The sequence below is a fragment of the Roseibium sp. genome, assembly GCF_965232425.1.
Taxonomy (GTDB): domain Bacteria; phylum Pseudomonadota; class Alphaproteobacteria; order Rhizobiales; family Stappiaceae; genus Roseibium.
Genome location: NZ_OZ246971.1, coordinates 5,800,682 through 5,813,535, shown reverse-complemented (window position 1 = coordinate 5,813,535; position 12,854 = coordinate 5,800,682). Strand labels below are relative to the sequence as shown.

11 protein-coding genes are annotated in these 12,854 nt (G+C 59.2%); 8 read left to right on the top strand and 3 right to left on the bottom strand.

Going from position 1 to position 12,854, the window contains the following annotated elements; genetic code table 11:
• Positions 1–395 precede the first annotated feature (395 nt).
• Positions 396–1,508: an S-(hydroxymethyl)glutathione dehydrogenase/class III alcohol dehydrogenase gene (locus ACO08A_RS26565; RefSeq protein ID WP_422038847.1), complete on the top strand. Its 1,113-nt coding sequence runs from the start codon at positions 396–398 to the stop codon at positions 1,506–1,508.
• 151 nt (positions 1,509–1,659) lie between these two features.
• Positions 1,660–2,487 carry an S-formylglutathione hydrolase gene (gene fghA, locus ACO08A_RS26560; protein WP_422038845.1) on the top strand — a complete coding sequence of 276 codons (828 nt, stop codon included), beginning with the start codon at positions 1,660–1,662 and terminating at the stop codon, positions 2,485–2,487.
• 9 nt (positions 2,488–2,496) lie between these two features.
• Here the strand turns inward: fghA and ACO08A_RS26555 are convergent, their stop codons facing one another.
• The 3 genes from ACO08A_RS26555 to ACO08A_RS26545 form a co-directional block, all read right to left on the bottom strand.
• Positions 2,497–2,901 carry a DUF423 domain-containing protein gene (locus ACO08A_RS26555; RefSeq protein ID WP_422038844.1) on the bottom strand — a complete coding sequence of 135 codons (405 nt, stop codon included), beginning with the start codon at positions 2,899–2,901 and terminating at the stop codon, positions 2,497–2,499.
• Positions 2,902–2,954: 53 nt separating this feature from the next.
• A complete protein-coding gene (locus ACO08A_RS26550) occupies positions 2,955–4,997 on the bottom strand; it encodes a M3 family metallopeptidase (RefSeq protein WP_422038843.1) in 2,043 nt (680 codons plus the stop codon).
• A 164-nt stretch (positions 4,998–5,161) separates the two neighbouring features.
• On the bottom strand, positions 5,162–5,770 hold the full coding sequence (locus ACO08A_RS26545) for a pyridoxamine 5'-phosphate oxidase family protein (RefSeq protein ID WP_422038842.1): 609 nt from the start codon (positions 5,768–5,770) through the stop codon (positions 5,162–5,164).
• Between the two features lie 484 nt (positions 5,771–6,254).
• Between ACO08A_RS26545 and ACO08A_RS26540 the strand changes: the two genes are divergently transcribed.
• The 6 genes from ACO08A_RS26540 to ACO08A_RS26515 all read left to right on the top strand — a co-directional run bounded on the left by ACO08A_RS26540 (position 6,255) and on the right by ACO08A_RS26515 (position 12,741).
• A complete protein-coding gene (locus tag ACO08A_RS26540; RefSeq protein ID WP_422038841.1) occupies positions 6,255–7,610 on the top strand; it encodes a substrate-binding protein in 1,356 nt (451 codons plus the stop codon).
• A 106-nt stretch (positions 7,611–7,716) separates the two neighbouring features.
• Complete coding sequence (locus ACO08A_RS26535) at positions 7,717–8,748, top strand: branched-chain amino acid ABC transporter permease (RefSeq protein ID WP_422038840.1); 1,032 nt, start codon at positions 7,717–7,719, stop codon at positions 8,746–8,748.
• Between the two features lie 3 nt (positions 8,749–8,751).
• Positions 8,752–9,957, top strand: a complete 1,206-nt coding sequence (locus tag ACO08A_RS26530; protein WP_422038839.1) for a branched-chain amino acid ABC transporter permease — start codon at positions 8,752–8,754, stop codon at positions 9,955–9,957.
• An 11-nt stretch (positions 9,958–9,968) separates the two neighbouring features.
• Positions 9,969–10,724 (top strand): ABC transporter ATP-binding protein, encoded by a 756-nt coding sequence (locus ACO08A_RS26525; protein WP_421982808.1) that lies wholly within the window; start codon positions 9,969–9,971, stop codon positions 10,722–10,724.
• Positions 10,721–11,500 carry an ABC transporter ATP-binding protein gene (locus ACO08A_RS26520; RefSeq protein WP_306146129.1) on the top strand — a complete coding sequence of 260 codons (780 nt, stop codon included), beginning with the start codon at positions 10,721–10,723 and terminating at the stop codon, positions 11,498–11,500. Before ACO08A_RS26525 ends, ACO08A_RS26520 begins: the two co-directional genes overlap by 4 nt.
• 140 nt (positions 11,501–11,640) lie before the next feature.
• On the top strand, positions 11,641–12,741 hold the full coding sequence (locus ACO08A_RS26515) for a calcium:proton antiporter (protein ID WP_422038838.1): 1,101 nt from the start codon (positions 11,641–11,643) through the stop codon (positions 12,739–12,741).
• Positions 12,742–12,854 lie beyond the last annotated feature (113 nt).

The following is a 12,854-nucleotide window of genomic DNA, read 5'->3' as shown; positions in this document are numbered from 1 at the left end:
GAAGCAGCGGCTCCGCACGTTTACGCGCCGGTTTCACGGATCGAATGTCGTGACGCCGGCGCGGCTTGATTGAATTTTCAGGCGGCGACCATACCGATGCGGTCGAGAGCCGTCCATTGCCGCGCATAATTACGATTGAACCCTCATGTGCGTATAAGGTTTCAGTCGCCTGCTTGTCAGAATACGACATAGGTGTCGCATTGCCCGCGTCCATTGGAAGCAGTGCAGACGAAACCCCTTGGAACGGAACAACTTACAGGGTCGGAACAAGTTCGTTTTCTGTGTTGATTCCGTTCTGTTTTTCGCTTTCCGGACACCTGACGTCGTTTCGGTTCTTGCATTTCAGACCGGGGGCGGTAACTCTCGTTGCCAAGCTATTTCAGGGAGGTCTTTCGATGGAAGTTCGTGCAGCTGTGGCCGTGGGGGCCGGAAAACCGCTTGAGGTGACCACGGTCAATCTGGAGGGTCCGCGTGCCTTCGAGGTGCTTGTGGAGGTGAAGGCCACGGGCATTTGCCACACCGACGAGTTCACGCTGTCCGGCGCTGATCCGGAAGGTCTGTTTCCGGCGATCCTGGGTCACGAAGGCGCCGGTGTCGTTGTGGAAGTGGGGCCGGGGGTCACCACGCTGAAACCGGGCGACCATGTCATTCCGCTCTATACGCCCGAGTGCCGCAACTGCGAATACTGCCTCAACCCGAAGACCAATTTGTGCCAGGCGATCCGCTCCACCCAGGGGCAGGGGCTGATGCCGGACGGCTCGTCCCGCTTCACCACGCTCGATGGCGATCCGATCCTGCACTACATGGGCACCTCGACCTTCGCCAACTACACGGTTGTGCCGGAGATCGCGCTGGCCAAGATCCGGCCCGACGCGCCCTTTGACAAGGTTTGCTACATCGGCTGCGGCGTGACCACCGGCATCGGTGCGGTGATCAACACGGCCAAGGTGGAGGAAGGCTCGCGCGCCATCGTCTTCGGCCTCGGCGGCATCGGCCTGAACGTGATCCAGGGTCTGCGCCTTGCCGGCGCGGACCAGATTGTCGGTGTGGACCTGAACCCGGCCAAGGTGGAGATGGCAACGCGTTTCGGCATGACGGATTTCGTCAACCCGAGCGAAGTGGAGGGAGATCTCGTTCCGTATCTGGTCGATCTGACCAAGGGCGGTGCGGACTACACCTTCGATGCGACGGGCAATGTGAGTGTCATGCGGGCAGCGCTTGAATCGGCGCACAAGGGCTGGGGCGAGAGCATCATCATCGGCGTGGCCCCGGCCGGGGCCGAGATTGCCACGCGTCCGTTCCAGCTGGTGACGGGCCGGTCCTGGCGCGGCACGGCCTTCGGCGGCGCGCGCGGGCGCACGGACGTGCCGAAGATCGTCGACTGGTACATGGACGGCAAGATCGAGATCGATCCGATGATCACCCACACCATGCCGCTCGAGGACATCAACAAGGGCTTCGATCTCATGCATGCGGGCGAATCCATCCGCTCCGTCGTTCTTTACTAGGAAACGGACCGGGCGCATTCCGGTTTTCGGTCCCGCGTCGGCCTGTCGATGACAAGTGCAGGACAACGGACCGCCGCAGTCACAAAGTGTTCAGGCGAGAGAGCTGTTTCGGTTTCGAAGCGGCTCTCTGTCTTCCAACAGGCAGGAAATCATGAAAACCATTTCGGAAAACAAGGCTTTCGCCGGCGTACAGGGGGTCTACTCCCACGATTCGGAGGCCTGCGGATGTGAAATGACGTTTGCGGTTTACCTGCCGCCGCAGGCCCAGGAAGGCCCTGTCCCGTGCCTCTGGTACCTGTCGGGGCTCACCTGCACCCATGAAAACGCGATGACCAAGGCCGGACTTCAGGCGCATGCAGCCGAGTTCGGCATTGCGATCATCTTTCCCGATACCAGTCCGCGGGGCGAGGGGGTTGCCAACGACGAAGCCTACGATCTCGGCCAGGGAGCCGGATTTTACGTCAACGCCACCCAGGACCCCTGGTCGCCCCATTTCCAGATGGAGACCTATATCGCCGGTGAGTTGCGGGATCTCGTCACCGAGAATTTCCCGGTAACCGTTCACCAGGGCATCACCGGACATTCCATGGGCGGGCACGGCGCGCTGACCCTGGCGATGAAATACCCGGGGCAATACCAGTCTCTCTCCGCCTTTGCCCCGATCTCCAATCCGTCTGCGTCCGATTGGGGACGCAAACAGCTCGGCGCATATCTGGGAGAGGATGAAAGCCTCTGGAGCGGTCATGACGCGTCACGGCTGCTCGTGAACAAGGGCTGGGTCGGTGATGTGCTTGTCGACCAGGGCGCCGACGATCAGTTTCTGGAACTGCTGAAGCCGGCAGCGCTGGCGAACGCGCTCATCGAGACCGGAACCGCGCACTGCTACCGGCTCCAGAAGGGCTACGATCACTCGTACTACTTCGTTGCGAGTTTTGCGCGCGATCACGTGGCCTGGCATGCGGAGAGACTGAAAGGCTGACCCGCGGCGTCAGGATTGACGCGGAACGACCCTGAGCGCGCCGAGCGCAAGGGAGAGCCATCCGACGATCAGGAACATGCCGCCGATCGGTGCCGCCATCGGAAACAGGCTGCTGCCCAGGAATGAGCGGCTGAACAGGTCGCCGCAGAACAGGCAAAGTCCGCAAAACAGAAAGATCGCCGTGACCGGCAACAGCAGCACCTTGCGCGATTGCGCGAGCAGGCCGATCCCGAGAAAGACCGGAGCGTGGAACAGCAGCATTCGCGCCGCGGTACCGAGCGAGCCCGGATTGTCCGCGTGCGCAGCCATTGCAAGTGTGACAACGCCGAGGGCGCCCGCGAGACCGCTGAATGCGAGGCAGACCTTCAACAGGCCTGCAGTCGGTTCTGGTGGCGGCGCCATCGGTTTAATCATGTGAGATCCCTGAAATGTTCAACCAGGCCGGTGGTGCTCCGACCGGACGACATTCAGGCTGCAAATCCGCGTTTTTTCAAGAGGGCGTCGATTTTGGGAGGACGTCCGCGGAATGCCCGATAGGTTTCCTCGGGGTCTGGCAGGCCGCCGGCGGAGTAGATGTGGGCGCGCAGCCGTTCGGCCGTTTCCGGGTGGAAGATGTCGCCTGCTTCCTCGAACGCACCGAAGGCGTCCGCGTCCATGACCTCGGACCACATGTAGCTGTAGTAGCCCGCAGAGTAGCCGTCTCCGGAGAAGACATGCTGGAAGTGGGGAATGCGGTGGCGCATCGTGATGGCGTCGGGCATTCCGATCTTGGCGAGTTCCGTTTGTTCAAAGGACCTGATGTCGAGATCGCCGGGCTCTTCCAGCAAGTGCAGTTCCAGATCCATCAGCGCGGACGCCGTGTATTCCACGGTCGCAAAACCCTGATTGAAGTTGGCGGCGGCAAGGAGTTTTTCCAGCAGCGCCGGCGGCATCGTCTCGCCGGTCTTGTAGTGCGTCGCAAATCTCGACAGCACGTCCGGCTCGGACAGCCAGTGTTCATAGAGCTGTGAAGGCAATTCGACGAAGTCCCGGGCCACGCTGGTTCCCGAGATCATCGGATACGTCACGTTGGAAAGCAGTCCGTGCAGACCGTGCCCGAATTCGTGAAAGAGGGTGCGTGCATCATCAAAGGTGAGCAGGGTTGCCTCGCCCGGCGCCCCTTTCGAGAAATTCATCACGTTGACAATGATCGGCGTGACGTCGCCGTCCAGCTTGTGCTGCGAGCGGAAGGCGGTCATCCAGGCACCGGATCGTTTGGACGACCGCGCGAAATAGTCGCCGAGGAAGAGCCCGACATGTTTGCCGTCCTGCCCGAGAACCTCGTAAACGCGCACATCCGGGTGATAGACGGGCATCCCGTCCAGCTCCCTGAAAGTCACGCCGAACAGGCGGGTGGCGGTATCGAACGCCGCCTCGATCATGTTTTCCAGCTGCAGGTAAGGCTTGAGTTCGGCCTCGTCGAGATCATGTTCCGCCTTGCGGACCTTCTCCGCATAAAAACGCCAGTCCCAGGCTTCGATCGCATGGTTCTCGCCCACGTTCGCCGCCATTGCCGCCAGCTTTTCCTGCTCTTCGCGCGCTTGCGCAACCGCCGGTTCCCAGACCTTGGTCAAAAGCTCGCGCACATTTGCCGGCGTTTTCGCCATCGTGTCATCGAGCTTGTACTGGGCGAAGTTGTCGAAGCCGAGCAGCCGTGCCTTCTCGGCGCGCAGCGCAAGGGTCTCGGCGATGATGTCCTCATTGTTCGTGTCGCCTGCCAGTTCACCGCGTGAGCTCCAGGCGCCGAATGCCTCCTCCCGCAGGCGGCGGTTGGTCGAGAACTGAAGAAACGGCTCGATGCTCGATCTTGAGAGCGTGATCACGTGTTTGCCTTCCAGGCCGCGCTCGCGCGCCGCTTCAGCAGCGGCGGTCAGCAGGAAATCGGGCAGGCCTGCGCGGTCCTCGGCTGTTTCCAGGACGAGTTGATAGTCCGATTCGTCTTTCAGGATATTCTGGGAAAACCGGGTTCCGAGGGTTGCGAGCCTCTGGGATATCTCTGCCATACGAACCTTGCCCGGGCCGTCCAGCCCGGCACCGGCGCGTTGGAACATCTTGTGATACCGCTCGAGCACCTTTGCGTTTTCTTCCGACAGACCGAGCGAGTCGCGTGTCTCCCAAAGCGCGGCAACGCGATCGTAGAGTTGCTCGTTGAGCAGCATGTCCGAGGAGTGTTTGGCAAGCTTCGGTGCAACATCCCGCTCCACTTTCTGAAGCGTTTCATTGGTATGCGCGCTGGTGAGATTGTAAAACGTGCGCGCGACCCTTGTCAGCTGTTCGCCCGATTTTTCCAGCGCAGCAATCGTATTTTCGAAACTCGGCGTGGCGTCCTGACCGGCAATCGCGTCGCTTTCCCGGCGCGCTTCCGCCATGGCAGTGTCGAAGGCTTCTTCGAAGTGACCGGGCTCGATCTTGTCGAAGGGGGGGAGTTCGAAAGGGGTGGTCCATTCGGTAAGCACCGGATTGGTGGTCATGACGGTCCTCTGTGTGAAGAAGTGGCTTTAGCCGGTCATATGGAGAGGAAGGGCATCTCAGCCAAGGGGCATTCGGAAAAGAGCGCCTGTGGGTTAAAGCGCGCGGTCCGGGCGAAGGTCGTGGCAATTGTAAGATCCAGCCGCGCGAGACCTCCTGTCATGCATCACCACATGCTTTTGGCTGCGCGGCCCGGCCATTCCGCATCATAGGCTTCACCGTCGAAGCCTTGCTTGATCTCCTGCATGATCATGCCCGGCGAAGGCAAGGAGGAGGGATCTCTGTGGTCTGCGGCCTTCCAGAGACCGGCGCGCATGATGGCGCGTGCGCATTGAAAATAGACCGCCTCGATGGTGATTTCGATCACCGATCGCGGCTGATGACCTTCCATCTCGAAGGTTGCCAGCAGATCCGGATCAACCGAAATCCTGGCCTTGCCGTTGATCCTGAGAACATTGTTCCAGCCGGGGATCATGAACATCAGCGAAACACGCGGATCCCGGACGATGTTGCGAAGCGAATCGATGCGGTTGTTGCCGCGGCGATCGGGCATCAGCAGCGTTTTCTCGTCTGCGACGCGGACGACGTTCCCGGCATCTCCGCGCGGCGAACAGTCCAGGCCTTCCGGTCCGCAGGTCGTCAGTGCACAGAAGGACGATGCTTCCACGATGCTGCGGTAGTGGCCGCTGAGAAAACCGATCTCCTTTATGGTCGAGGCCTCACCCGCAACACCGTAGTGGGCGTGCAGTTCCTCGAGCGACTCGATAAATGGCATGGAGCGAAATCCTGATGAAAATTTGGGCGGCAGGCGTGTGTTCGGGACATTACTGCGGGGCCGGTGAGCGCGTCAATTTTGTTGGCCACAACCTATTGGAGGTGTCTGCGTGCAACTTTGGTCTAAGTGCTTGATCGGAGGTTAAAAAATGGGCAGTACCCAGCAGTATTTTTGCATTGCAGCATAAAATTGATTAACTCGCTTGAAATAATGAGAAAAAAGGCCTTCGCATTGCGAAAAACGAAGACGTTTTTCTCCTGTTGTCTGCGTGAATACTTCGAAAGTCTAATAAAGTGTTGAGCGGGCACGATCCGATAGTCGTATTGCTGATTTGTAATGACTTTTTCTACAGTCGCTCCAGCTTGCGGTTTTGACGTTGAGGAACCGGTTTTCCGGTCGGGGAACACTCCAGAACTGCTGGCGGCTGTACAGCTACTGCAGGTGCGTCCGAAGGGGACGCGCCGATCCTTTCTGGGAGGAAAGTATGAGTTTAATACGTAAACCCCTAAATCGTCGTTCTATCTTGCGCGCTGGTGCCCTCGGCGGCAGTGCCTTGGCGATGCCAACGATCTTCACGAGCCGCGCATGGTCTGCCGGCTACCTGAATGAGCCGACCGGCGCGACGGTGACACTGGGTTTCAACGTGCCGCAAACCGGCCCGTACGCCGATGAGGGTGCTGACGAACTGCGTGCATATCAGCTCGCGGTCGAGCACCTGAACGGCGAAGGCGACGGCGGCATGCTCAACACGTTCTCGTCCAAGGCGCTCAAGGGCAATGGTATCCTTGGCAAGAAGGTCGAGTACGTCACGGGTGACACGCAGACCAAATCGGATGCGGCGCGCGCGTCGGCGAAATCCATGATCGAAAAAGACGGCGCCATCATGATCACCGGCGGTTCGTCCTCCGGTGTGGCTGTTGCCGTGCAGGCGCTCTGCCAGGAAGCAGGCGTCATCTTCATGGCCGGTCTGACCCACTCCAACGACACCACCGGTAAAGACAAGAAAGCCAACGGCTTCCGTCACTTCTTCAACTCCTACATGTCCGGTGCCGCACTGGCTCCGGTTCTGAAGAACGCCTATGGCGATGACCGCAAGGCCTATCACCTGACCGCGGACTACAACTGGGGTTACACCACCGAACAGGCTGTTCGTGAATCCACGGAAGCTCTGGGTTGGGAAACGGTCGAAACCGTCAAGACGCCTCTGGCTGCAACGGACTTCTCGGCTTACATCACGCCGGTTCTGCAGTCCGATGCGGACGTGCTCGTCCTGAACCACTACGGCGGCAACATGGTGAACTCGCTCACCAACGCCGTTCAGTTCGGCCTGCGCGACAAGCAGGTGAACGGCAAGAACTTCGAGATCATCGTTCCGCTGTACTCGCGTCTGATGGCAAAGGGTGCCGGTGAAAACGTTAAGGGCATCTTCGGGTCCACAAACTGGCACTGGTCGCTGCAGGACGAAGGCTCCAAGGCATTCGTTCAGTCCTTCGGCCAGAAATACGGCTTCCCGCCGAGCCAGGCGGCCCACACGACCTACGTCCAGGCTCTCCTCTATGCAGATGCATGTGAGCGTGCAGGTACCTTCAACCCATGCGGTGTCGTTGAAGCCCTCGAAGGCTTCGAGTTCGACGGTCTGGGCAACGGCAAGACGCTCTACAGGGCTGAAGACCATCAGTGCTTCAAGGACGTCCTTGTCGTGAAGGGTAAGGAAAACCCGAGCTCCGCATTCGACCTTCTCGAAATCGTCGAAGTGACGCCGGCTGCTCAGGTTACCTATCCGCCGGATCATCCGCAGTTCGCGGGTGGTGCGCTGGGAACCTGTAACCCGGGCGCATAAAACCCATGAAAACGGAGGGACGGGGCGCGCGTCGCCCTGTCCCTTTTATTAGAAATAGTGCGTGGTTGGGGATTTTGACTCGCGCTGATGATCCGAGTTGATAGCGATGGACGCGATACTTCTTCAAATTCTGAACGGTCTCGACAAGGGGTCAGCCTACGCGCTGATTGCTTTGGGCCTTACCCTCATTTTCGGAACGCTCGGCGTGGTGAACTTCGCCCACGGCGCACTGTTCATGATCGGGGCGTTCTGCGCGGTCACGCTGAGCCGTCTGCTCTCCTTGTCGTTCGTGACGATCGATGAAACCCAGAAAGACTTTCTCGGCAATCCCCTGAAGGTCGAAACGCCCTACGTGGAGGCGTGGTTCGGACCGGAGACCGGGGCGGCGATTATTGACTGGTCGGTGCCGCTCGCGATCCTGTTTTCGATACCGATCATGGCACTTGTCGGGCTCTTCATGGAGCGCGGCCTGATCAAGTATTTCTACAAGCGTCCGCATGCGGACCAGATCCTGGTGACCTTCGGACTGGCCATCGTGCTCCAGGAGATCATCAAGTATTTCTTCGGTGCCAACCCGATCCCGACCCCGGCGCCCGACGTGTTCGCAGGCAGCCTCGATTTCGGTGCGATGCTCGGCATGGACCCGAATGTCATCATCTATCCCTACTGGCGTATCGTCTACTTCCTGTTTGCCGCGGTCATCATCGGCGCAGTCTTTGCCTTCTTGCAGTTCACGACCTTCGGAATGGTGGTTCGAGCGGGGATGGCAGACCGGCAGACGGTCGGGTTGCTCGGGATCAACATCGACAAGCGCTTCACCGTGATGTTCGCGCTTGCCGCCGTGGTCGCCGGGCTGGCCGGTGTCATGTACGCACCGATCAATTCACCGAACTACCACATGGGAATGGACTTCCTCGTCCTGAGCTTCGTCGTGGTCGTTGTCGGTGGGATGGGCTCGCTTCCAGGCGCCGTTCTGGCCGGGTTCCTGCTTGGTGTTCTTGAGAGTTTCGCCTCCATGGCGCAGGTCGTCGCGTTGCTGCCCGGCATCAACCAGATCATCATCTATCTCGTTGCAATCGTGATCCTCCTGACCCGTCCGCGGGGTCTGATGGGCCGCAAGGGCGTTATGGAGAGCTAAGTCATGTTTGGACTCAACAAAAAAGATACATCGCTCTTCTTCCTGGTCTTGCTGCTCGTGGCGTTTGCACCGTTCCTGCTCAACCCGTTTCCGGAAGGTTCAGAGCTGGCACAGTTCAACGCCGGCTATCCCGACCTGATGCAACGGTTCCTGATTTTCGGAATCTTCGCGATCGGCTTCAACATCCTGTTCGGCCTGACCGGCTATCTGAGTTTCGGCCACGCCGCCTTCCTGGGTGTCGGTTCCTATGCCGGTGTCTGGATGATGAAGCTGCTGACAATGAACGTCATTCCGGCGATCTTCATGTCTGTCGTGTTCGCCGGACTGTTTTCCCTGCTCGTCGGCTACATCTCACTGCGCCGGTCCGGGATCTACTTCTCGATCCTGACCCTGGCCTTTGCGCAGATGTCGTTTTCGCTTGCCTATTCGGTGCTGACACCGATCACCAACGGCGAAACGGGCCTGCAGCTGGCGCTGGACGATCCGCGCATTCTCGGCGTCAGCTCCGAAAACGGTGCCATACCGGCTGCGAACTTCTTCGGCATTCCGATGCGCGAGAGTTTCGAGCTGAGCATGGGAGGATGGCTGTTCACCTTCAACGCCGGGTACTACCTGTGCGCGGTGGTGATGATGATCGCATTCTATGTTGCAATCCGGATCTTCAGGTCACCCTTCGGCATGATGCTTCGTGCGGTCAAATCCAACCAGCAGCGCATGAACTTCACCGGTCTGAACAGCAGGCCCTACACGCTCGCAGCGTTCGTCATCTCCGGAATGTATGCCGGCCTGGCCGGTGGACTGATGGTCGCGATGGATCCGCTGGCAGGTGCTGAACGCATGCAGTGGACAGCGTCCGGCGAGGTTGTCCTCATGACGATCCTCGGCGGGGCAGGGACCCTGATCGGTCCGGTGCTCGGTGCCGGTTTCATCAAGTACTGCGAGAATATCTTCTCCAAGATCAACGACAACATCCTCTACGACTGGTTCGCCGCGCTTCCGCAGGGTCTGGCCGATTTCCTCGTCTTCGTCATTCATCCCTTCATCGGCAAGGGCTGGCACCTGACGCTCGGTATCATGTTCATGCTGATCGTGATCTTCCTGCCGGGCGGCATCATGGAAGGCGTGGAGAGGATCGGAAGGCTCTTCAAACGCAAATCGTCCAAGGACGAGAATTCCACTGCGCGTCCCAAGGCCGCACCAGCTGAATAAGGTGAAATGACATGGAAATCTTGCGTGTCGAGGGCGTGAACAAATCGTTCGGCGGACTGAGAGCCCTGAATAACGTCAACTTCTCCGTCGAGGAAGGCACCGTTCAGGCGATCATCGGCCCGAACGGAGCCGGGAAGTCGACCTTCCTCAACTGTCTGATCGGACGGCTCGTACCGGATACGGGAAGCGTCATGTTCGGCGATATCTCGCTGACCGGAATGAAGCCCTTCGAGATCAATCAGGTCGGCATTTCACGCGTCTTCCAGACACCTGAGATCTTCGGAGATCTCACGCTCATGGAAAACATCATGATCCCTGCGCTGGCAAAACGCGACGGTGAATTCAAGTTGCATGCATTTGCAGATGTCGGCAAGGACGCCGAAATCCGCGACAAGGCGCTCCACATGCTGGAAGACGTTGGTCTTGTCGAGAAGAAGGACATGGTTGCCGACAGCCTGTCACGCGGTGACAAACGTCGCCTGGAACTGGCCATGTGCCTGTCGCAGGACCCGAAGCTGCTGCTCCTGGACGAGCCGACAGCCGGCATGTCCAGGGCCGACACCAACAACACGATCGATCTCTTGAAGCGGATCGGCGATCGCGGCATCACCAAGGTGGTCATCGAGCACGACATGCATGTCGTGTTCTCGCTTGCCGACAAGGTAACCGTCCTTGCCCAGGGCGCGATTATTGCCGAGGGCAAGCCGGAAGACATCAAGGGCGACCCGCGCGTTCAGGAAGCCTATCTCGGAGGAGCACACCTGTGAGCATTCTCGAAGATCAGTTCGCAGGCAAAACGGCACCTGCGGTCAAGCCTCAGAAGGCACGCGGAACGGCACCGGCCTATTTCTCGGCCTGGGACCTGCATTCCTACTACGGCGAGAGTTACATCGTTCAGGGGATCAGTTTCGATGTGCGCGAGGGTGAAATCCTGGCGTTGCTCGGGCGGAACGGCGCCGGCAAGACATCGACGCTTCGCACGATCGCGCGCATGGATGATCCCAACCTGACCCATGGAGAAATCTGGCTCGATCACCAACCGCTTCATGACATGCAGAGCTATCAGGCCGCCCGTGTCGGCGTCGGCCTCGTGCCGGAAGACCGCCGAATCATTCAAGGCCTGACGGTTCAGGAAAACCTGGAGCTCTCACAGATCGCCGAGCCCAAAGGCTGGTCGATCGAGCGGATTTACGACCACTTCCCGCGGCTGGCAGAGCGCCGCGCCCAGGAGGCGGTGACGATGTCAGGCGGCGAACAGCAGATGCTCGCCGTGGCGCGCATCCTGGCCCGCGACATCAAGCTTCTGCTATTGGACGAACCCTATGAAGGCCTCGCTCCGGTGATCGTTCAGGAAATCGAGCGCATCCTTGAAGGCGTCAAGGAACTCGGCATCACCACGATCATCGTGGAACAGAACGCAATCGCCGCGCTGCATCTGGCCGACCGCGCCGTCATTCTCGATATGGGCGAGGTCGTGTTCGATGGCACGGCTCAGGAAGTTCTCGACAACGAAGAACTGCGTCAGGAGTATCTCGCGATCTGACGGAACAATGCTTTGAAAATGCCTGGCCGGCGCGCTGCGCCGGCCTTTTTTTGTGCCCGATGTTTTTCGATGTGGTCATTTGAACCCTGGAACGGCTAAATAGGAATCACGCAGTTTCCTGAAACGGAACGGTGGTTTCAGTGTCCATTTTCAGATCCGAATTCCCCAGTCTGGCCGGTTTTCTCGTTTTTGCGGCTTTTGTCGCTGCCGGAGATCTTCTGAACCCGTCAGCCATCGGTGTCGGGCCGTCTCTCGCCTTGCTTGCGGTCATCTTTCTGACCGTGATGTGGTGCGCCTTCTCGGTCGTCAGACACGCAGAATGCCTTGCGACCATTCTCGGAGAGCCGTTCGGAACGCTGATCCTGACGCTTGCCGTCGTCGGGATCGAGGTCGCGCTCATCGTCGCGATCATGGTTTCGGGCGAGGCCGCGCCGACCATGGCACGCGACACGATGTTCTCCGTGATCATGATCGTTCTGAACGGCCTGATCGGTCTGTGCCTGCTGGCCGGCGGGTTGAAACACAAGAACCAGACTTACAACCTTCAGGGCGCGAATGCGTTTCTCGCCGTTCTTGTTCCCCTTGCGGTTTTTGCGCTCGTCTTGCCGCGCGTCACCCATTCCGCGCCGGGTGGAGAACTCTCTCCCTTGCAGGCGAGCTTCGAAGTCGTGATGTCCGTCTTGCTCTATGGCGTCTTTCTGGCCATGCAGACCGTGACCCACAGTGATATTTTCCGGCAGCCGGACGCAGGCGAGGAGGGCGGTGCGCAACACGGCGCGGTCGTCAGGTCGATACCGTTTCACGTGGCCGGGCTCCTCGGGGCCCTCGTGCCGATCATCCTTCTTTCCAAGAAGCTCGCTCTTTACGTCGAATTCGGCATCGCCGGCATTGGCGCGCCGCTGGCGCTGAGCGGCTTCATCGTTGCAGCGCTCGTCCTGATGCCGGAAGGAATGAGCGGCTTCCGCGCGGCTCTTGAAAACAAGTTGCAGCGCGCCGTCAACATCTGCCTTGGCGCCGCTGTATCGACCATCGGTCTGACGGTTCCCGCAGTTCTGGTCGTAAGCTGGGTGACCGGGCACAGGATCGAACTCGGACTGGACTATGCGGAGATTGTTCTCCTCGCGCTGACCCTGGTCGTCAGTCTGATCACGTTTGGAACCCGCACGACCAGTTACCTGCAAGGAGCGGTGCATCTGACGCTTTTTGCCGCCTATGTGATGATGATCTTCGATTTGTCATGAATTTGCAGGCAAAATCGTAATTCTTTTCGGGAGATAGCTTGGTCCCGAACGTCTTCTGTGATTTGGTCTCGGTTCAGGATCCATTCATGTGAATGAATTGGCATGGATGAATG

What these genes read in the sequence shown, in the direction of transcription:
- ACO08A_RS26525 (WP_421982808.1), top strand. Translation starts at nt 9,969, where the DNA reads ATGGAAATCTTGCGTGTCGAGGGCGTGAACAAATCGTTCGGCGGACTG.
- ACO08A_RS26535 (WP_422038840.1), top strand. Translation starts at nt 7,717, where the DNA reads ATGGACGCGATACTTCTTCAAATTCTGAACGGTCTCGACAAGGGGTCA.
- ACO08A_RS26550 (WP_422038843.1), bottom strand. Translation starts at nt 4,997, where the DNA reads ATGACCACCAATCCGGTGCTTACCGAATGGACCACCCCTTTCGAACTC.
- ACO08A_RS26540 (WP_422038841.1), top strand. Translation starts at nt 6,255, where the DNA reads ATGAGTTTAATACGTAAACCCCTAAATCGTCGTTCTATCTTGCGCGCT.
- ACO08A_RS26530 (WP_422038839.1), top strand. Translation starts at nt 8,752, where the DNA reads ATGTTTGGACTCAACAAAAAAGATACATCGCTCTTCTTCCTGGTCTTG.
- fghA (WP_422038845.1), top strand. Translation starts at nt 1,660, where the DNA reads ATGAAAACCATTTCGGAAAACAAGGCTTTCGCCGGCGTACAGGGGGTC.
- ACO08A_RS26545 (WP_422038842.1), bottom strand. Translation starts at nt 5,770, where the DNA reads ATGCCATTTATCGAGTCGCTCGAGGAACTGCACGCCCACTACGGTGTT.
- ACO08A_RS26555 (WP_422038844.1), bottom strand. Translation starts at nt 2,901, where the DNA reads ATGATTAAACCGATGGCGCCGCCACCAGAACCGACTGCAGGCCTGTTG.
- ACO08A_RS26565 (WP_422038847.1), top strand. Translation starts at nt 396, where the DNA reads ATGGAAGTTCGTGCAGCTGTGGCCGTGGGGGCCGGAAAACCGCTTGAG.